We start from the raw sequence: 20443 nt of genomic DNA on the forward strand, positions 1-20443 counted from the left end.
CCCGGAAAACATTCCCTGAAATACGGTGGAACTCTACGGGTTTGTGGCGGAACCTCAAGACGGGCTGGAGGAGCTCGATCGGTAAGGCTGAAATCTAGGACTTCATCCGGTTACCGATGGTCACAAGGGAGGAACACATGACCGTTCTAAGAAAGAGGCTGCTTGGCCTCGTATTGTCGACTTTTCTGATTGCGCCATCGGTTTTCGCGGGCGAAATCACAGTCAATTCAGACCATTCGGATCCCGTGCCGAAAAAGGCGATGGGCGATCTGATTGCGGCCTTCGAGAAGGCCAATCCCGACATCAAGGTCAAGTGGAACAATTTTGACCACGAAGGCTATAAGGCCGCGATCCGCAACTTCCTGACCGCAGACGCGCCTGACGTCGTCGCCTGGTATGCCGGCAATCGCATGGAGCCCTTCGTCAAGGCGGGACTGTTTGCCGATGTGAGCGATGTCTGGGCGGCCAATGGCTATGACCAGCAGATGAAGGCTGCCGTACCGTCGATGACGATCGACGGCAAGAAGTGGGGCATGCCCTACACCTACTATCAGTGGGGCATCTACTACCGTAAGGACATCTTTGCCGAAAAGGGCATTACCCCGCCAAAGAATTGGGCCGACCTGATCGCCGCGAGCGCCAAGCTCAAGGCTGCGGGGATCACGCCCTTCACGATCGGCACCAAGGCACTCTGGCCGACCGGCGGCTGGTTCGACTATCTCAATCTTCGCGTCAACGGCTACCAGTTCCACATGGACCTGACGGCCGGCAAGGCTCCTTACACCGATCCCAAGGTAAAGGCCGTGTTCGAGAAATGGGCAGAGCTCGTCAAGCCCGGCTACTTTATCGAGAACCATGCGGCGATCGACTGGCAGGACGCAGTCCCGCAGCTCGTCCAGGGCAAGGCCGCCATGTATCTGATGGGCAATTTCGCCGTCGCCACCATGAAGGACGGCGGTTTGAAGGAGGAGCAGATCGGCTTCCTTCCCTTCCCTGAAATCACCCCCGGCCTGCCGAGGGCTGAAGAAGCGCCGACGGATACGTTCCACATTCCGGCCAAGGCCAAGAACAAGGAAGACGCCAAAAAATTTCTCGCTTACGTCGGCTCGGCCCAGGCACAGTCGACGATGAATGCGACGCTTGGCCAGCTGCCGGTCAACAACCAGGCCGAAAAGCCGAAGGACGTCTTCCTCGAAGCAGGCTTCACGATGCTATCAGGCGCCCAGGGTCTTGCGCAGTTCTATGACCGCGACGCCAATGCCGAAATGGCAAAGGCCGGCATGGAAGGCTTCCAGGAGTTCATGGTCAAGCCGGACAAGATCGACGCCATCCTGGCGCGGCTCGAGAAGGTCCGCACCCGCGTCTACAAGTAGCGCTTCCTCCCAGGAGACCGGGCGCAGCGACCGCAAGGTCCTGCGTCCGGCCGCAATCCTAAAAGAATCTGCAGGAGTATCGTCGTGAGCTATTCCGCAAAGCAGCCGTCGCGCCGCTCTAAGAACAACAGGGAATGGCTCACGCCATGGCTGTTTCTCGCCCCCGGCCTTTTCATGTTCATCGTCTATGTCCTTTTGCCGATCTTCCAGTCGATCTGGATCAGCTTTCATGACTGGGACGGGCTGGGCGAAAAGGTCTGGATCGGGCTTGGCAACTACAGCGAACTTCTGGATGACGATTCCTTCTACGTTTCCCTGAAGAACAACGTCATCTGGCTGCTGCTCTATCTTCTGGCGATCCCTGCGGGCCTTGCCGTAGCACTTTTTCTCAACCAGTCGGTCACCGGGATCCGGCTCTACAAGTCGCTGTTCTTTTTCCCGTTCGTCATAAGCCAGGTCGTGGTCGGCCTGATCTTTACCTGGTTCTACGCGCCGGATTTCGGGCCGTTTTCGAAACTGCTGGAATGGCTGACGGGCGAGCAGGTGGCGGTTCTGGCGGATGAGCACTACGTCACCTACGGCATCATCATCGCCGGCCTGTGGCCGCAGACGGCCTATTGCATGATCCTTTATCTCACCGGTCTCAACAACATTAATCCGGAACAGGTCGAGGCCGCGCGGATGGATGGCGCCAAGGGGCTCAAGCTTCTCTGGTACGTCGTCCTGCCGCAGCTTGCGCCGGCGACTTTCATCGCGATGGTCGTCACCGTCATCGGTTCGCTGCGCTCCTTCGACCTCGTGTCGATCATGACCGCCGGCGGTCCTTACGGATCGAGCCAGGTTCTCTCCTACTTCATGTTCGAACAGGCATTGTCGGAATACGGTTTCCGCATGGGCTATGGCGCCGCGATCGCAGTCGTACTGTTCCTGATCATGATGGTGTTCATCTCGCTCTTCATCGTGCGGATGCTTGTCCAGGAAAGGAACGCCTGATGTTCCCCTCCCCCATTCAGAACGCATCGCCTTGGATGCGGACCAGCTACAAGGTGCTCTTGCCTGTGTCGCTCGTCCTCTGGCTGCTGCCGCTGATCGGCGTCGCCATCACCTCGGTGCGGCCGGCGGGCGATCTGGCAGCCGGCAACTACTTCGGCATGCCCTCCGGTTTCGCCGGTGTCGAGAACTACACGGCCGTCTTCCAGGATTCTCCGATCGGTCTCTACATCCTGAATTCGTTCAAGGTGACGATCCCGACGGTCATCGGCGCGGTCGGTATTTCATGCCTGACCGGCTTTGCGCTGGCGGTCTATCGCTTCAAGGGCAATCTCGTCCTGTTCTTCATGTTCGTCGCGGGCAATTTCATTCCCTTCCAGATCCTGATGGTTCCGGTTCGCGACCTGACGCTGAAACTCGGTCTCTACGACACCGTGACGGGACTGGTGCTTTTCCATGCGGCCTTCCAGACCGGTTTCTGCACGCTCTTCATGCGCAACTTTATCAAGGGCCTGCCCTTTGCCCTGATTGAATCAGCGCGCGTCGAAGGCGTTTCTGAATGGAAGATCTTTCGCCATATCGTGCTGCCGCTGATGCGGCCGGCGATTGCGGCTCTTTCCGTCCTGATCTTCACCTTCGTCTGGAACGACTATTTCTGGGCGACCGTGCTCGTGCAGGGCCAGCACGCCATGCCTGTCACCGCCGGCCTCTATTCGCTGAACGGCCAATGGGTTGCCGCCTGGCATCTGGTGTCCGCCGGATCGATCATCGCGGCCCTGCCGCCGGTCGCCATGTTTTTCCTGATGCAACGGCATTTCATTGCCGGCCTGACACTTGGAGCCACCAAGGGATGAGTGACATCGTAACTGTCGGCTCGGGCGATTTCGCGCTGAGCCTGCGCCTGCCCGAAACCGGAATGCCTGAATTCCTGGCCTTCGGCCGCCCGCCGGTTGTCGCCGATCCGCTGTTTGAGATCGAACGATCGAGCCGAATCAACGGCATGGACGTCGCTGTCCCCTCCGCCGTCCTGCTGCCATCTGGTGGAATGGGCTTTTTCGGCTGGCCGGCGATTGCAGGCCACCGCGCCGGCCGCGATTTCATTCTCGCCTTCAGCGGCTGGTCGGCAGCACGGGACGGAGCACAGACCGTGCTTTCGGCGAACGACCCGGTCGCACGGATCGGGATCTCCATCACGCTTACGGACCATGCGTCCGGCGTGCTCTCGATCGCAACCCGGCTCTCCAATGCGGGCGATAGCGACTACCAACTCGATCGCTGCATGGCCGCGAGCTTCCTGGCGCCCTCAGGTGAGACAACCATCACCAGTTTTACCGGCTCGTGGGGCCGTGAATTCCAGACGCGTCGCGAGACGCTCGGCAATGGCCTATGGATGCAGGAAAACCGCCGCGGCCGCACCTCGCACGACCGTCTTCCAATGCTGTTCGTCGAAAGCGCTGACCAGCGTTTTGGCGTCACGCTCGGCTGGAGCGGCAATCACCAGATCGCCATCGACCGGACCGATGACGGCCAGCGCCTCGCCCATCTCGGCGAACTGTTCGAACCCGGCGAGATCATTCTTGCGCCCGGCGAGAGTTACCAGAGCCCGGTCGCCTATGCCGGGCCACACAGCGAGGCATTTCATGCCTTCGTCCGCACCGAGCTTGTCCAGTGGCCGGGCGGCTCCATGAGCCCAAGGCCTGTCACGCTCAACACCTGGGAAGGCAACTATTTCGACCACCAGCTCGACTCGCTTCAGGCGCAGGCTTCTGCGGCTGAAGCACTCGGCATCGAGCGTTTCGTTCTGGACGACGGATGGTTCGGCAAACGCGACGACGACACGACGAGCCTTGGCGACTGGGATATCGACCCGCGCAAATATCCGAACGGACTGAAACCGCTCGTCGATCACGTGACAAGCCTTGGCATGCAGTTCGGCATCTGGTTCGAACCGGAAATGGTCAATCCGTTGTCCGACTTGTTCACCGCCCACCCGGACTGGGCGCTGCAGGTCGAAGGGCGGCCACTGCTTGCGTCCCGCAACCAGCTCGTGCTCGATCTTACCCGGCGGGACGTCTCAGACTATCTGTTTTCGAAGATTGATGCGGTGCTTAGCGGCCACGCGGTTTCCTATGTCAAATGGGACATGAACCGCGACCTGACCCATAGCGGCGGTCGCGACGGCAGGGCGAAGACCGCCGCCCAGACACGCGCCGTCTACGCGCTGATGGATCGCGTTCGCGCCGCTCACCCCGATGTCGAGATCGAAAGCTGCGCGTCGGGCGGTGGCCGGATCGATTATGGCGCGCTCGCCCGCACCCATCGCGTCTGGACATCGGACTGCACCGATGCGCTGGAGCGGCTGGAAATCCAGCGCGGCGCCTCGGTTTTCGTACCGCCGGAAATCCTCGGAAGTCACATCTCCGCAGACCCCAACCACCAGACCAACCGTCGCCATTCCCTGAGCTTCCGGGCGCTGGTGGCGATGGCCTATCATTTCGGCGTCGAACTCAACCCGCTGGAGCTCTCGGCAAAAGAGCGCGCCGAACTGGCGCTCTGTATTGAGACCCACAAGCGGCTTCGCCCTCTTCTGCATGCGCCCGGCGCCAATTTCCGGCTTGAGCCGATCGACGGCCGTTATGTCTGGGGTGCCGCCAGCGCTGAAAAGATCGTCGTCATCGTTGCGCAGGGACCGCAGATGGTGGGCGAACAGCCCTCTCCGCTGCGATTGCCCGAACAGATCACGCGCTTCCGCGGAACCTGGCGCATCGAGACCGTTCTGCCCGAAGAGCCCGAGTTCATCCGCATATCGGACGGTCAGAAGCGCCTGCTTTCGGGCGAGATCACTTTCGATTTGGCGAATGCCGGTCTTGCTGGCCTTCCCTTGCCGATGCTTCGGCCCGAAAGCGCCCTGCTTCTTGAACTAACACCTAACCATGGGAGACAGATGCGATGAGCGACGTCAGCCTGCGCGCCGTCAAGAAAAGCTTTGGCGCCGTCAATGTCATCAAGGGTGTCGATCTCGATATTGCCGATGGCGAGTTCTGCGTTTTCGTCGGCCCGTCCGGCTGTGGCAAGTCCACGCTGTTGCGGATGATCGCCGGCCTGGAGAAGATTTCCGAGGGCTCGCTGTCGATCGGCAGCCAGGAGATGACCGACGTCGGCCCGTCCGAGCGCGGTGTCGCCATGGTGTTTCAGTCCTATGCGCTTTATCCGCATATGACGGTTGCGGAAAACATCGGTTTTGGCCTGAAGATGACGGGCCATCCGAAGGCCCTGGTCGCAGAGCGCACAGCCTATGCGGCAAAGATGCTGCAGCTTGAGCCGCTGCTGCAGCGCAAGCCGGGGCAATTGTCGGGTGGTCAGCGCCAGCGCGTCGCGATCGGCCGCGCCATCGTCCGCGATCCGGACGTCTTCCTGTTTGACGAACCGCTCTCCAATCTGGATGCGGCGCTGCGCGTGCAGATGCGATCGGAGCTGTCGAACCTGCATCAGGATCTGAAGGCGACGATGATCTACGTCACCCACGATCAGGTCGAGGCGATGACCATGGCCGATAAGATCGTCGTGCTGTCGGCAGGTCGCATTGAGCAGGTCGGTGCGCCGCTCGAGCTCTATCACCGGCCGAAAAACCTGTTCGTCGCCGGTTTCATCGGTTCGCCGAAGATGAATTTCCTCACCGTTCCCGTGACATCAGGAGAGAACGGCAGCGTCACCGCAAGCCTTCCCGGTGGCGCATCGCTTTCGCTCGACACGCACGGCGCGTCTGTGAAAGGCGCAACGATGACGCTTGGGATTCGCCCCGAACATCTGGATGCGACCGGCAACGGCGACGTCGTTCTCGAAGGCCGCGTGAAGCTTGCCGAACATCTCGGCTCCGAGACCCTGTTCTTCGTTTCGCTCGCCGATGGTGCAGAAATTTCGGTAAAGGCCGACGGTCTTGCAAGCCAGCGCGCAGGTGACCTTGTCCGCATCGGCATTCCGGCCAGGGCCTGCCATCTGTTCGATACCGACGGCCATGCCGTCGTCAATGGAGATCTCACACGATAATGCTTGGCGTCTGCTACTATCCGGAACACTGGAACGAAGACCGCTGGGAAACCGATGCGCGGCGCATGCGCGAACTCGGCATTTCCTTCGTGCGCATCGGCGAATTCGCCTGGTCACGGCTTGAGCCGAGCCGCGGCAATTTCGACTTCGCATGGCTCGACCGGGCGATGGACGTTCTGACAAAGGCTGGCCTCAAGATCGTGCTGGGTACGCCGACGGCGACACCGCCAAAATGGCTGATCGACGAATATCCCGAGATTCTCCCCTATGACGAACAGGGGCGTCCGCGTGGTTTCGGCTCGCGGCGTCACTACACCTTCTCCTCGGAAACCTGGTGGCGCGAGAGCGCCCGCATCGTCGAGGCGGTCGCGAAACGGTACGGCGACCATCCGGGTCTCGTCGGCTGGCAGACTGACAACGAATACGGTTGCCACGACACGACGCTGTCCTTTGGACCTGAAGACCTGAAGGCATTCCGCCGCTGGCTGCGGCTGCGTTACCAGTCTGCCGAGCAGCTCAACGAAGCCTGGGGTTCGGTGTTCTGGTCGATGGAAGTCGGAAGCTTCGACGACGTCGCGCTGCCGAACCTGACCGTGACCGAAAGCAACCCGGCGACGCGGCTCGATTTCTGGCGTTTTCATTCGGATCAGGTCGCAGCCTATGACGCGATGCAGTGCGAGATCATCCGCCGGCATTCGCCGGATCGCTGGATCACTCATAACTTCATGGGTTTCGTTCTCGACTTCGACCATTTCCAGGTGGCCGACAATCTCGACCTTGCCTCCTGGGACAGCTACCCGATCGGTTTCGTCGAAAAATTTCCGTTCTCGGAGGCGGAGCGCAATCGCTGGGCGGAGACGTCGCATCCGGATATCGCGCCGTTCCACCACGATCTTTATCGCGCGGTGGGCCGTGGCCGGTTCTGGGTGATGGAACAGCAACCCGGCCCGGTAAACTGGGCGCCCTGGAACCCGATCCCGAAGCCCGGAATGGTGCGCCTCTGGACCTGGGAAGCGCTGGCCCATGGCGCGGAAGCCGTCAGCTATTTCCGCTGGAGGCAGGCACCCTTCGCGCAGGAGCAGATGCATGCGGGTCTGAACCTTCCCGGCCTAGACGAACTTTCGCCCGGCGGCCGTGAAGCGGGACAGGTAGCGAGCGAGCTCGCCACCTTCGGAACTCTGCCGGAAACACAGACGGCTAAAGTTGCTGTTGTCTTCGATTACCAGAGCTACTGGACGACGGTGATCCAGCCACAGGGCAAGGACTTCCGTTACGAAGAACTGACCTTCCGCTGGTATGAAAGCCTTCGGCGCCTCGGCGTCGATATCGACTTCGTGCGCCCCGGCGCGCCGCTGGATGGCTACGCGCTCGTCGTTCTGCCCTGCGTCACGGAAGTATCCGCGGATCTGGAGAGGGAACTCCGCCAATTCGACGGCGTGGTCCTGATCGGTCCACGAACCGGATCCCGAACCCGCAACTTCACCATTCCCGACAATCTGCCCCCCGGTCCGCTCGCCGATCTCACAGGCCACCGCGTCCTGCAGGTCGCCACCCTGCGGCCGGGCCTTGCCCAGCCTGTGACCGGACAGATCTCAGGCGCGGCAATCCGCTGGCGCGAAGATATAGAAGCGACCGGCGATGTTCTTGCCCGCTTCGGCGATGGCATGCCGGCCCTCACCCGCAAGGAGAAGATCCATTACCTGGCCTGCTGGCCGGATGAGTCACTCCTTGCCGCAACGATGAGCCTGGTTCTGGACGCTGCGGACATCCCCACGTTCGAGCTGCCGGAACATGTTCGTATGCGGCGACGCGGCGAGCTCGTCTTCGCGTTTAACTACGGTGCGGAGGACTGGACGGTACCAACCGGGATCCGCATCGTGCTCGGCGAGCGCACTCTTCGCCCGTATGAGGTTGCTGTCTGGCGGGCGTGAGCGAGCCAGACAGCAACCAAACACGCGCCTGCCAAACGGTTGCTCGGGAGCTGAACGGGCCCTATGGAACGGTGCGGAACTGACCGAAATGATGCGAGCGGATCTCCACTACGACATTCGCTGAGCTGTATCAGGATTCCGGCTTAGGCCGGTTCGCGGCAGGGTGTCGACCCGACATCCTGTTTCGATCTTCAGGAATGCCAGATGGCCCGCATCAACGGATGCTGAAGGGGAAATATTTCGCGTTGATGCTGTCATAGACTTCGCCAGCCTGAAGCTCCGCCAGGGCCGCATTGATCTTTGCCGTCAACGCAGCATCGTCCTTGCGGAAAGCGATGCCCGCACCTTCGCCGAAGATCGATGTGTCCTTGACGTCGGTGCCAACGAACTTGCAGCAACGTCCTTCATTTGTGTTCGTGAGCCAGTCGTACACGGCAAGCTTGTCTTCAAGCATGACGTCAACGTCCTCGTTTGCCAGCGCCTTGTAAAGCTCCGGCGAGGAGCGAAACACCGTTGTCTCGGCGCTTGGGAAAAACTTCTTGATGTATGCCTGCTGTGAGGTCTCCGCCGCGATGCCGACGCGCAGGCCCTTGAGGCTTTCGTCCGATATGGTGGTCAAGACCGAGTCTTTGCGTGCGATAAAGACGGAGGGACTGTCGTAGTATTTGTCCGAGAATGTCACGAGTTTGCGTCTCTCTGCACTCATCGACATGGACGATACGATCATGTCGTATTTGTTCGAAAGCAGATTGGGGATCATGTCGGTCCATTCCTGGACGACCAGTTCGCAGGAAAGCCGTGCCGTCTCACAAAGGGCCTTGGCGATGTCGACGTCGAAACCCTGCAGTTGACCGCTGGAGTCCACGTAGTTGAAGGGAGGAAAGCCTCCCTCAAACGCAACCTTGATCTTCTGATCTCCTGCCCGGTCGGCAGCGACTGCCTCTCTAAGGTTATGTGTGGGCAAAAGGAGCCACGAAGCAGCTATACACAGTGTGATCAGCGCTCTGGGGTTCATTTTCGGCATCTGGCTCTCCTCTTGTCGTCCGGGCTCGATTCCCGTATTGGGAATATTAGAACATACAAGGATTAAGAGCTTCTCTCGCATGCTTGTCAGCGGCCAACCAGAAGCTCATCTTGACCCCGGCCGCCTCCGGCATTGCGTGTTTTCGTCATCAATCGCGAATGCTTCAATTTTGAGACATGCTTTAAAAGCATTTCGTAATTAATTCCCTCTACACTTCCCTGGGCGAGGGGAGATTCCGTGTCTTCAAACTGGGTGTTTTCATTGTTGACGCGACTGTCGGCTCGTTCGTCGTCGCAGTCGGTTTTGATCCTGCTGACCGGAACCGGTCTTGCAATATTAGGGCTCGTTGTTCTCGCAGCCATTTGGGCCGGAAGTGAAAGCGACTCTGCGGCGCGCGACAGGCAACGAGAGCTGGTTGACGGCAGGCTGCAAAATCAGGTCGACCGCGTTGCACAGGATATGCAACTGCTGGCGGAAGGCTATGCTTCATTCTTATCGCCCGGCTCTTCGGACAGCGGCACGGAGATATCCAGAAGCGCGTCGATCCAGACGTTTGGTCGGATCGCCACATCCGTCTTTGGCTACAGCGCCGTTTTTCTGATTTCGCCCGACGGAGAACTCGCACTCCAGCCTGACCCCGATAGCGTGCGTCGTTTCAAATGGGTTCGTCCCGTCCTTTGGCCAATGATCTCGGCCGTAACAAAAGGCCTGGAAACCGATGGGCAGCACGCTCCCGCTCCCCAAAAGAATCAGGTGGAGTTGCTCCGGCTGGAAGGCAGGCCCTCGATTGCGGGCATCGTTCCGGTGGTTCATCAGGTGCAAGATGATCCAGGTAAGGTGAAGGCGGAATACTATCTTATCGCCATCCGGTTTTTGGACGGCCCGACGCTCGATATGTTGAGCAGGGAGCAGGGACTCGCGGGGGCACGTTACGCTCGCACAGCGGATTACGAACCGGGTGAGGTCGCGTTCCAGGTGGCGTCCACCCGCACGGCAGAGCCCATCGGATTTATCGTCTGGAAACCGGACCTGCCTGGTTCTCGCGTTATCGCGCGTCTCCTGCCCTTCCTGTCTGCCGCCGGACTTGTCGTCACCATCTTGTTTTCCGCCCTGCTGCTGCGCCTGCGCTATAGCCTGAAACAACTCGCTGCTAGCGAGACCCATGCGCGGCATCTTTCCCATCACGACGTGCTGACCGGTCTTCCCAACCGCGCTTTGTTTGCGACAAGACTTGAGCAATGTCTTACCGAACTCGGGACACAAGACCGCGAGACTGTCGTCGCGCTGATCGACCTCGACCGATTCAAGCAGGTCAACGACGTCTACGGCCATCTCGCTGGCGATGAGCTGTTGCGTATCGCCGTAGAGCGGATGAAGTCGCTTCTTCGGCCTGGTGACACACTTGCGCGTTTCGGCGGCGACGAGTTTGCCCTCCTCATCCCCTCTCTCGGCCACAACCGAAGCATCATCGGTTTGTGCAACGAGATCATGGCGCGCATCAGCGACCCGTTTCATCTTGTGAACGGTACTGTCGTTGTCTCTATCGGCGGTTCGATCGGATACACGGCCCCTGAGGGCGCGTTTACCACCGCCCGGGAACTCCTTCGTCGGGCAGACGTCGCACTCTACGATGCCAAGGAAAGTGGCCGCGGCCGCGCGGCAGAATACAATAGTTCGCTGGACACCCGCGCAAACGAACGCACCGAACTGCGGAACGAACTGCGCATCATGCTCGAAAGAGATGAAGGTCCGGGTGCCACGCAAGGGGTGATGCGCGACAACAGGGTAGGTCATCTGGAAGTTTTTGCTCAAGGCGTCCATCAGGCAGACAGGTCAGGTGATGTTACAGGTGCGGAAGCTCTTGTCCGATGGCGCCACCCGACAAGGGGGCTTCTGTCGCCTGACAAGTTTATTCCGATTGCTGAAGAAGCCGGGATGATCAACCAGCTGGGCCGATGGGTCTTGCTCACGGCGGCCGCCGCTGCCGCGTCCTGGCCGGCTCATCTCTCGATTGCCGTCAACGTCTCCCCGTCACAAATCGGACAGCGCAACTTTGCCCAGATGGTTCTGTCGATTCTGAGAGATTGCGGGCTTTCGCCGGATCGCTTGGAGCTTGAAGTAACAGAGGCTGCCATTTTCAACCTCGACGAAGGCGCGGCCGAGAACCTGAACCTACTCAGGTCACGCGGGGTGAGAATTGCGCTCGACGATTTCGGCACCGGCTTTTCGTCGCTGAGCCATTTGATTGACCTCAAAATCGACCGCGTAAAGATTGACAGGTCCTTCGTCCAATTGCTGGGCTGCAAGGCAGAAGGTGCCGCCATCGTCTCCGCTATCGCCAGTCTGAGCCGAACATTGGGCAAGGCAACAACGGCCGAGGGTGTCGAAACCGAGGAGCAGAGGGAGTTCCTGATCGCAGCGGGATGCGACGAGCTGCAAGGTTACCTTTTCTCGCGACCCATACCGATCGGGGCCTTCGGCCACCAGGTGCGGCCGAGCCAAATACGCGTCTCTATATAAACGGAACACGAACGGTGGCAGAATTCCATCGGTCGTTTCGGATCTGCCACAACTCTCGACAGTCGATGACGTCTTGCCTACAACGGATCAGGTCGTATGTTGACTTGCTAACGTTACCGCGCGCGAAACAACTCCTGAGGAGGAAAGCTGGAATGAATTTCTTCCCGAGGGTGGCTTTGGTGGCCGTCGTCTTGCAGTTGGGTCTCGGTCACGCGCGAGCAGACCGTCCTGATCTGGATCAGTCGGTGATGGTGTTCGGTGGCGCTATGGTCGATGAGAATATGCTCGACGCTGCCAACGTGTTCGGTTCTGACTACGAAGATAACGCGTTGATTGGGCTGGGGTACCAGGTGTTCCCATACCAGTTCGGGACGTTCAGCTTCGGCCTGGAGGCGGGTCTTGCTGGTCGGTTCGGCCAGAGCACGAGCGGCGAGGTGTGGGGCGGTGTTGTGGGCCGACATGACGGCGTCAAGCTCGGCCCTGTGCGTGTCGCGCCATCGTTCACGTTCGGCCTCAGCCATGTCACCAAAAGCCAGAAAGGTCGGGAGCGGGATCACGAGCAGGAACGGGACGGCAACGCCCGCACCCTGTTCTACCTTGGACCCGAGCTGAGCCTTTCGAGCGACAAGCTCCCGAACACGGAGGTGTTCTGGCGGCTCCACCATCGCTCAGGTGCCTGGGGAACGTTAGGCGACATGCACGGCGGCTCGAACGCCAATGTCGTAGGGGTCCGGTACAAGTTCTGACAAAAAAGGCCCGTATCAGGCTCAGCCTGATCGCATAGCCTGACGTTGGAAATGTCGATCAGCAGATGCAGGCTGCAGATCACACTGACTTTGGGAACAGTGGCGTCACATTCGTGGCTGCATTCCCAGTGGCGGGTTGGAGCTTGTTTGCGGTCGCCTTATCGAGGCCGTGCAGAATCTTGGCCAGCCCTTCCGCCTGACGATAGTAGTCCGGTTTTTCAGGAAGGGTCAGGTCGAACTCGCTGCTGATCCGAGCAATCAGATCCATCGCTCTTGCAGCAAGCCGGGCGTAACCCTCAATGCGGCGCTCGAAAAAGCCGTCATGCGCGGGTTTCGACAAATCGAGGCTTTCGAGAGCGTTCTCGTGGTTGCTAACACGGTTTGAAAACCACAATATCTCTTCGCCAAGATCTGCACCGAAAAGTTGCCAGTCCGCGTCGTCAGGAAGGATCAGCACTGGTTCGGGAAGATGGAACGCGAACTCCTCTTGGTCCATAGGATTGAACTCAGGCCGGTCATGGACGGCTGCGTAGGCAGCCCCGACGTAGTCATCGAGCGCCAGCATCGTTCGCATTGCAAGGCTGCGCGCGTTCCGGTTTGTCTGTCCCGGACGGACGAGAACGCCAAGTTTGTGGATGGACCGACTGGCGGATCCCAGAGCAAAGCTACCAGCGCCAATCAGCGCTCCCAACGTCATGAAACCTTGCGTTGTGCCGAAGAAATCAATCACCGAGTACCTCGTTAAGTAAGCCCGTCGTGGAGTCGACTGAAGAGTAAAAACCGGAATCGTTCCAAGTGACAGTCTGCACCGAAGTGTGCAGAAAACAAACGTTACCGTTCCAGTTTGATGAGATTTTCAAGACGGAGCGGGCTTTACTGGCAATAGATGTGATGCCGAGCAGCCGTGTTCAAGTCTGCGGGCGATGCCCATCCTTCAGCGCGGGGCCTACGTCATAGAGGTTCTCCATGTCTTCTGGACGAGGCATTGTCACGAGAAACAGGCTTCGTCGCCGGCAACAAGAACCGCGTCCATGCGTTATCGTCGCAACGGTCTGATGGTAACTGCGAATAGATCGATAATGGAGACGACGATGGTGGCGGGTGTATTTGACGTTAGGCAACTCAACTTGATCAGAGACGCGCACCTCGACTGGTGCGCCGTTAACACCGTTGAGCCGACCAGCGTGTTGGGGGAGGAAGCGGTTGCCTATCTGTTGAGGGCATATGGCGCTGGCTGCGACAGCCCCCAAGAGATGATCGCGTCCCTCGATCGTCACATCAGCGAACGGGCGAGCCACGTACAGCTGGGATCGCCTGCTATACCATCATCCGGCGACGAACGTTGAGATCAGCGGCTGAGGCAACTCTGCCCGGCGACCGACCACGCAATTTCGTTCGTAAGTCTTAGACGATCGTTCGAGCGTCGGTCACAAGGCTTTGCCTTCCAGACGGGCCCGCAGTGTCGCGTTTTCGGCTTCCAGCTGATGCAGTCTTTGACGAAGGGGTGCTACCGCTTCCTCGACCTGCTGCTCGGTGTAGCGCGGGATGATGTGTTGTGGGCAGTTCCAGTCGTAAGCCTCGAGCCGAAGCTTGAATAACCGCTCAGGCCTGCCTTTGTAGGTGGGATCGGAGACCAGATCTGTAAGAGCCTGATCGGCATCGAGCGTTAGCCGGTCGACATGTGCGTAGATTTTGAGCCGGGCTCGTCGGACGTAGTCCATCAGGAACAGGCAGGCCCGGTCATTGGCTGCGAAATTTCCTGCACTGATGTACTGGCGGTTACCTCGATAATCGGCAAATGCCATGGTTCGATGATCGACGACCTTCAAAAAACCAGCTGTCCCTCCACGGTGTTGAACGTATGGCCACCCGGTTTCAGACACCGATGCCATGTAGAAGCTGTCGCGCGAGGCGATGAAGGCGATTTCGTTTTCCGTGAATGTATCTGAGGGGCGGTCGTGGTTGCCCAACCATATTTGATCCGCACCCATATCCGCCTGTGCGGCTCTGACGCTCGGCGTCACGGCGACTTCCAGGAAATGATACGGCACGTGAACCCCCATATTCAGGCGGGCCCGCATGGTGACCGGACGGTGCGGCGCCGCGGATCGGACTATAGCTCGACCAAATCAAAGATTGGAATGCTCATTCTTCCGGCCGGTGGACATTCCGGCCGCAGTTGATCGGGATCACACTCTTCGGTTCGTCTCTATCGATGCACGCTTTCTCCCGCCAAATTCTTCCTGTCCGATCTCCTACCGCACAACAGTGAAAACCGAGACTTCCTCGCTCTTGCCTTTGACGAGGATGCGGCCGAGCTCCCTCACACCGCTCGTGTCGGCCAGGCTGGCCGCGGTCCCGGCCCCGATCAGTAGGGATACGCCGAGGTTCTTGGATTCCCCCTCGAGACGTGCTGCCAGATTGACGGCATCGCCGAGCGCGGAATAGTCAAAGCGCCGGGTCGAACCCATGTTGCCCACGACGCAATCACCCGTGTTGATGCCGATGCCGATACGCAGCTCGTGATGCGTTCGACCGGCGATCTCCGCCTCACGCGCGAGCTCGGCGTTCAGGCTCTCCATTGAAGCGAGCATTGAGAGCGCGGCTGAAACCGCGTGATCGGCATGGTGGGGATCGTCGAGCGGCGCATTCCAGAATGCCATCAGGCAGTCGCCGATATATTTGTCGATCGTTCCCCCATGGGAGAGCACGATATCCGACAGCGGCGTCAACAGCCGGTTTATCAGCTCGGTGAGGTGTTGAGGGTCATCCTTTAGCTGCTCGGCGATTGTCGTGAACCCGCGGACATCGCAGAAAAGGACGCTCAGCTTCTTCTTCTCGCCGCCAAGCTTCAAACGGGTCGGATCGCTGGCCAATTGAGAAACAAGGTCAGGCGATAGGTACTGAGCGAACGCTTGCGTGATTTGGCGACGGCCCGCCCGCTCCTTCGCGTAATCGAGCCCCGCCTGCGCAGCGCTCATGCTGAGCATCGCCAAAGCGGGTGAGACCGGAGACACAAACACCCTCCCGAACCGCAACGCCGCGTAAGCTCCACCCAGCATCACGACAAGCGCGACACTGTTGTACAACACGGTTTTCCAACCCGTATCCTTGCGGACCAGCAGCGCCCCGATGACGACCGCACCAAACAGCAGAAGTTGACGCAGTGCCTGGTCAGCTTCTGTAACGGAAGATCCCAGTCTTATGTTGTCGACGATCGTCGCCTGGATTTCAGCGCCGGCCGTCAGGTGACCGGTGTGGACGGTGTAGGGTGTTGCATAAGCGTCCGCTCCGCCCTTCTCCACCGTCGCTGCGGTTTGAAGGCTTAGACCGACCAGAACGATCCTATCCTTGAAAAACCCATCGGGCAGGAACCGCTCCGGCTCGAGCGCCTGGTAATAGGAAACTGTCGGGTATGTGCGGGCTGGCCCGTAAACCTGAAGCAGTTTGTTCGGCACTCCCAGAGGAATTTCGAAACCTGCAGCAGTCGCAACCGTGGCGGCGAAGCCATCGTCATAGGGTGGCAGACGACGCAGAACGCCGTCGCGATCAAGCGTAATCGAGGCAATGCCCGTCAAAGCATAGGCGTCACTGAACATTTGCAGCGGCAGAACCCGCACGAACTGATCCGCCTGCGCAGACGTCACAAGCGTTTCGTCACCGGCGAGCACGACGTCTGGTCCAAGCGCTGCGGCAAGGGCGGCGTCGTCTCCCGGATTGGACGGCTCCGCGAAGATGATGTCCATGCCGATCGTCTTGGCACCGGCCGCGCGCAACGCCGTGACCAGTCTTGCATGCAGGCCTCGTGGCCACGGCCACTGGCTCTGGATTTCGGCGAGAGAGGGTTCGTCGATCGCAACGACGATCGGGCTGTCCGAGGTAAGCGGCAAAGGGTTGAGGGTCGAGAGATAGTCGAACGCACGGTTGTCGAGCAGCGACCAAGCTGGAAGCTGAGCGATCAACGTCAATGCGACGTAGATTATCAGTGACAGCGCCGTGAGCTTTAGCTGCCGAGACCGGAGCATGGGCCCGCCGCGGGCATTCGACCGACTACCGGACATCTAAAAACGAACCTTCAACGTACCCTTGAAGGATCTTCCCCATGCGGGAACGCCGGCGTCGACTTCGAACTCTTCGTCGAGCAGATTGAAAGCCTCCAGTATCAGCGCCATCCGCTTGTCGAGAGGCTCCCAGGTCAGCTTGCTGTCGAGCGTCCAGTAGTCACCAAGGCCAGTCCCGGCACTGCCTATCCGCTCGCCAATGTAGTTGGCGGCCAGCGAAACCTGGACATTGGCCGGATTGACATAGGTGAGCGCCAGCTGGCCTGCCCATTCCGGGATGAACGGCAAGGATGAGCCGGCGGGCAGGCTGCCGCCTTTTTCTTCCGAATCCGCGTAGGCGATCGTGGACGAGAGACCGAAGCCGTGCCCTAAGAGAAGATTGCCTGTCAGACTCGCCCTATCGATGCGTCCCTCGCTGGTGGTGAAGGGAACGGCTGTCAGTGGAACTGCAATCTGCATGTCGCGCACGTCCTGGTGCTGGAACTCCGCAGCCGTGAAGAACCGGTCTGTCCACTCGGCATCCCACCGAAGTGCGACCGTATCGGCACGTCCTTCGGGTGCAACGTCGAAAGCATTCGGCTGCAGGCCGACGACAGAGACCGGCGACAGCGTCGGCGTCGACAGATCCGTGCTGCTGCGCATCACGGCAGCGCGGAGCCACTGTCCCTCGACCGGTGACCAGGCAAGGCCGAGACGCGGCTCAAGGCGAACACCGTCAGATGCGTCGTTGCTGAGGTAGTTACCGAATACGGCGTACTCAGCCTTCAAGTTTGACTGGATCTCGTGGAGCAGATCGACATAAACGCTTGCGACGCTCGTGCGATCCGAGCTGCTGGCGGTCCCGGAAGCCCCGCCGATAAGGTCTTCTATCGTCTGTGTCTGGGATTCGGAGATCCAGCCACCTTCCAAACCATAGCGCCAGGTGAGATCACCCGCTTTGAACGTATGGCTTAGAGCAGCAATATAGGCATTTTCTTCATACTCATCGCGTTCGCGAGCATTTGGAATCGTCGGAAACGGAGTTCCAAGGTCGATCTCGCTGTACCGTGTGTCATTGCGCCTCGTGCCGCTGTGAAGAATGGCGGCATTCATGACATTCTCGTAGGCGAACGTGTGGCTCCAGCCCAAACCTCCGTTGCGGCTTCGGCCGACAATCTCGTCTTGCCGCGTTCCCGTGACGACGGGCAACGTTCCGGGGATCGTCACCTCCTGCTCGAAGGTACTCTTTGCATCGTTGTAGTAGAACACGATGCGGTCGTAATAGGTCGGACTGGTGGTCAGGAAGACATTGCCGCCGAGCACCTCCAGCTCTGTCCCGATATCCGTGATCAAGCCGGCATCGCGGGCGTCGAGTGACTTCTGCCATTCGAAATTGGCATAGTAGCTCGTCGGGTTCGGGAAGTTCGTATAGCCCTGAATCTCTGCCTCGCCCGTCCCGCCGGTGCCTCCGCCCGCCGCAGTGAAGCCACCTCCGAGAGACACTTCGAAGAACGGCCGGGTGAGAATGTCAAACCCGCGACTGGGAGACGAGATCAGTGTCGGCTCCAGCAGGAGCCCCTGAAGCGTTGATGAAAAGAATTGCCCGTTCGGGGCGTTGTTGATGACGTCCTCACCATAGAGGTAGCTGTTCGCGAAAGGGTTGACGCTGCCACGGATGCTTTCATCGATATAGGCAGCACCGGAAAATGGATCGAAGACGGCATCGCTGTAGAATTCGCCCCAGGCGTTCAGCCCTTGAAAGCGGAACGCACTGTTGAGAATCGAACCCGCCTGCTGGTTTGCGCCAAGCGACGTGTACTCTCCACCGCGCGCTCGCGCACGCAGGACGTAGTCTCGCGCATGTTGGATCGCACCCGGCGCATCATACTCCGAAATGGCCACCGAGGCCCGAACCGCCGAGATGACGGGATCGTTGTTATCCAGTCTATCGGCATTGTCGATCGCCTGTTCTGCAGCGACACGGTCCCCTTTCTGGTAGTAGGCCGCGCCAAGGACAATTTGCCCCTGGGCATCCGCCGGATTGGAAACAGTGCCTGCGAGCAGGTCTTCGACCGCCTTGTCGGGCTCGCCTTTCTGGAGATAGTAGCGACCTCTCGCAATCAGAACCTGATCCAGCGCCGGATCCGCAGCCATGGCGAGATCGATCTCGCGCTTCGCCTCCTTCACCCGGTTTGTGTCCAGATAGAAGATCGCCAGATTCGAGTGCGATATAGGATCGATCGGATCCAGCTCGATCGCCTTTCGAAGCGCTGCCTCTGCCTCTCGATTGGCACCTCTGGTCGAGTGGATGTCGGCGATCGCATTCCAGGTGGTGCTGCTTCCAGGCGTTACCTTCAGAACCTCGTAGAGATCTGCCAGCGCTCCGTCGTTATCGCCCTGGAACCCTGCCTTGAAATGAGATCGCGCCTCCAGCGCAGTGGGCTCATGCGGATCGAGAGACAGTGAGCGGTTTATCGCCTCCTCCGCCTGCATGCGGTCATTCAACAACAGTGCGATCCAGCCGCGATAGGCCGGAAGCGAGGGGTCGGAAGGGTACTGTCGCTCCGCTTCGCGAAGAGCCTCGATCGACGCGTTCAGGTCCTTCAGGAAACCGACCGCATAGGCCCGCAGAAATGCGGCTTCCGGTCCCCCATTGCTCGGTGGCAGCGGCTCGACACGGCTCGGATCTGCCAGCGACCGTGCGTAATAGCCACCCCAGAGCGCGATCGCTCTCCTGCGCGGATCGAGGCGGTGAGAAACCTGCGCGAAAAGGGCCGCCGCTTCACCGTATCGCGCTTGGTTGGCTGCGATGATGGCCTTGATCAGGATCAGCCGGTCCCGTTGGGTCGATGATAACTGCGTGCGCTCCAGCGCACCAAGCATCCCCATTGTCTTTGCCGGGCCTTCAAGCGACAACTGCGCTTCCGCCAGATCGACCAGGTCGGCGGTCGAACGTTTCTCAGGTGGAATCGCCAGAATCCGATCGGCATTTCGGCGCATGTCTGCAAATGGGACCGCTGCTGGCGGCATACGCTCGAACGCTTCTCGCGGTGGAAGGTAGAACGCATTTGTTCGCGGTCATCGGACTCGACGATAACCACCTTGCGAGGCGCCTGACCCAAGGTGGCTGCTGCCGCCTCACCCGCACGCACGTCGACCATGCCTTGTGGATTGGCGAGTTGCACGATCCCGTCGAGAACCGTCAGCGACGTGTCGTTGCCGCTGACCGTCATGGTCCAGTCGGTCCCTCGAATAGCGGCAGCCGCTGCGGCCGTCTGGACCTGTACGCCGGGCCCGCCGCGCTCGGCCCGGGCCCAGATCGTTCCTGACTGAAGCTGCAACACCGTGTCGGAACTCGTTTCGCTGGTGATCTGCTTCACGACCATCGAGGTGTTGCGGCCGAGCCTGACCTGGGTACGGTCCGAGAAAACGATGGCGAGCTGGCCGACCTCGTTCGTGCGCAGGATATCGCCGCTCATCAGGTCCTGTTTGAGATCGACGGACTGCCAGTCGGACACGTCAATAAAGCGGACTTCCTCGCCGGTCTTACGTGCGATGACGGCCCCAGCTGCAGTACCTGAGCGCGGAACGGGCTCCGCACCCGCATGCTCAAGTGCAGCCGACAACAGAACAGCCGTCGTCAGCGACAGCACTGTTACTGCCTTAAAAAGTTTCACTCTACAATCCGGCATCCCCCGCCGCTCCAACCTTAAGCAACTAAGTGTCGTAGTCGCCCTACCAAGACTATTGAATAGCCGCCAGAGTCTTATTA

The 20443-nt window shown here is 59.6% G+C and carries 14 protein-coding genes; 8 read left to right on the plus strand and 6 right to left on the minus strand.

From position 1 onward, the window contains the following. Positions 1-137: 137 nt before the first annotated feature. The 6 genes from IFT59_RS15015 (at position 138) to IFT59_RS15040 (ending at position 8341) form a co-directional block, all read left to right on the plus strand. The gene (locus tag IFT59_RS15015) at positions 138-1373 is read left to right on the plus strand and encodes an ABC transporter substrate-binding protein (RefSeq protein WP_192087373.1); all 1236 of its coding nucleotides are present in this window, start codon (positions 138-140) and stop codon (positions 1371-1373) included. Between the two features lie 84 nt (positions 1374-1457). Beyond that, positions 1458-2366 carry a carbohydrate ABC transporter permease gene (locus IFT59_RS15020; RefSeq protein WP_342366110.1) on the plus strand — a complete coding sequence of 303 codons (909 nt, stop codon included), beginning with the start codon at positions 1458-1460 and terminating at the stop codon, positions 2364-2366. Next, positions 2366-3217 (plus strand): carbohydrate ABC transporter permease, encoded by an 852-nt coding sequence (locus tag IFT59_RS15025; protein WP_184655817.1) that lies wholly within the window; start codon positions 2366-2368, stop codon positions 3215-3217. Before IFT59_RS15020 ends, IFT59_RS15025 begins: the two co-directional genes overlap by 1 nt. Then, positions 3214-5316 carry an alpha-galactosidase gene (locus IFT59_RS15030; protein ID WP_192087374.1) on the plus strand — a complete coding sequence of 701 codons (2103 nt, stop codon included), beginning with the start codon at positions 3214-3216 and terminating at the stop codon, positions 5314-5316. Before IFT59_RS15025 ends, IFT59_RS15030 begins: the two co-directional genes overlap by 4 nt. After that, positions 5313-6410 (plus strand): ABC transporter ATP-binding protein, encoded by a 1098-nt coding sequence (locus IFT59_RS15035; protein ID WP_192087375.1) that lies wholly within the window; start codon positions 5313-5315, stop codon positions 6408-6410. Before IFT59_RS15030 ends, IFT59_RS15035 begins: the two co-directional genes overlap by 4 nt. Then, positions 6410-8341 (plus strand): beta-galactosidase, encoded by a 1932-nt coding sequence (locus IFT59_RS15040; RefSeq protein ID WP_192087376.1) that lies wholly within the window; start codon positions 6410-6412, stop codon positions 8339-8341. The genes IFT59_RS15035 and IFT59_RS15040 overlap by 1 nt, the downstream gene beginning before the upstream one ends. Before the next feature lie 214 nt (positions 8342-8555). Here IFT59_RS15040 and IFT59_RS15045 read toward each other — a convergent pair whose 3' ends face one another. After that, the gene (locus tag IFT59_RS15045; protein ID WP_249407602.1) at positions 8556-9365 is read right to left on the minus strand and encodes a transporter substrate-binding domain-containing protein; all 810 of its coding nucleotides are present in this window, start codon (positions 9363-9365) and stop codon (positions 8556-8558) included. Positions 9366-9602: 237 nt separating this feature from the next. Between IFT59_RS15045 and IFT59_RS15050 the strand changes: the two genes are divergently transcribed. After that, entirely contained in the window at positions 9603-11885 is a 2283-nt protein-coding gene (locus tag IFT59_RS15050; RefSeq protein ID WP_192087377.1) for an EAL domain-containing protein, read from the plus strand. Positions 11886-12037: 152 nt separating this feature from the next. Continuing rightward, positions 12038-12631, plus strand: a complete 594-nt coding sequence (locus IFT59_RS15055; RefSeq protein WP_192087378.1) for a hypothetical protein — start codon at positions 12038-12040, stop codon at positions 12629-12631. Between the two features lie 79 nt (positions 12632-12710). On the opposite strand, the gene IFT59_RS15060 is transcribed toward IFT59_RS15055, so the two are convergent. The 5 genes from IFT59_RS15060 to IFT59_RS23310 all read right to left on the minus strand — a co-directional run bounded on the left by IFT59_RS15060 (position 12711) and on the right by IFT59_RS23310 (position 20324). Beyond that, entirely contained in the window at positions 12711-13361 is a 651-nt protein-coding gene (locus IFT59_RS15060; RefSeq protein ID WP_192087379.1) for a hypothetical protein, read from the minus strand. A gap of 697 nt (positions 13362-14058) precedes the next feature. Beyond that, on the minus strand, positions 14059-14682 hold the full coding sequence (locus IFT59_RS15065) for a pyridoxamine 5'-phosphate oxidase family protein (protein ID WP_192087380.1): 624 nt from the start codon (positions 14680-14682) through the stop codon (positions 14059-14061). A 204-nt stretch (positions 14683-14886) separates the two neighbouring features. After that, positions 14887-16656 carry a CHASE2 domain-containing protein gene (locus IFT59_RS15070; protein WP_274598276.1) on the minus strand — a complete coding sequence of 590 codons (1770 nt, stop codon included), beginning with the start codon at positions 16654-16656 and terminating at the stop codon, positions 14887-14889. Between the two features lie 36 nt (positions 16657-16692). Then, a complete protein-coding gene (locus IFT59_RS15075; protein ID WP_274598277.1) occupies positions 16693-19560 on the minus strand; it encodes a tetratricopeptide repeat protein in 2868 nt (955 codons plus the stop codon). Beyond that, positions 19500-20324: a FecR family protein gene (locus IFT59_RS23310; protein ID WP_342366111.1), complete on the minus strand. Its 825-nt coding sequence runs from the start codon at positions 20322-20324 to the stop codon at positions 19500-19502. Before IFT59_RS23310 ends, IFT59_RS15075 begins: the two co-directional genes overlap by 61 nt. Positions 20325-20443: the final 119 nt, after the last annotated feature.

It is taken from the genome of Rhizobium sp. CFBP 8752, from assembly GCF_014842035.1.
GTDB lineage: Bacteria > Pseudomonadota > Alphaproteobacteria > Rhizobiales > Rhizobiaceae > Neorhizobium > Neorhizobium soli.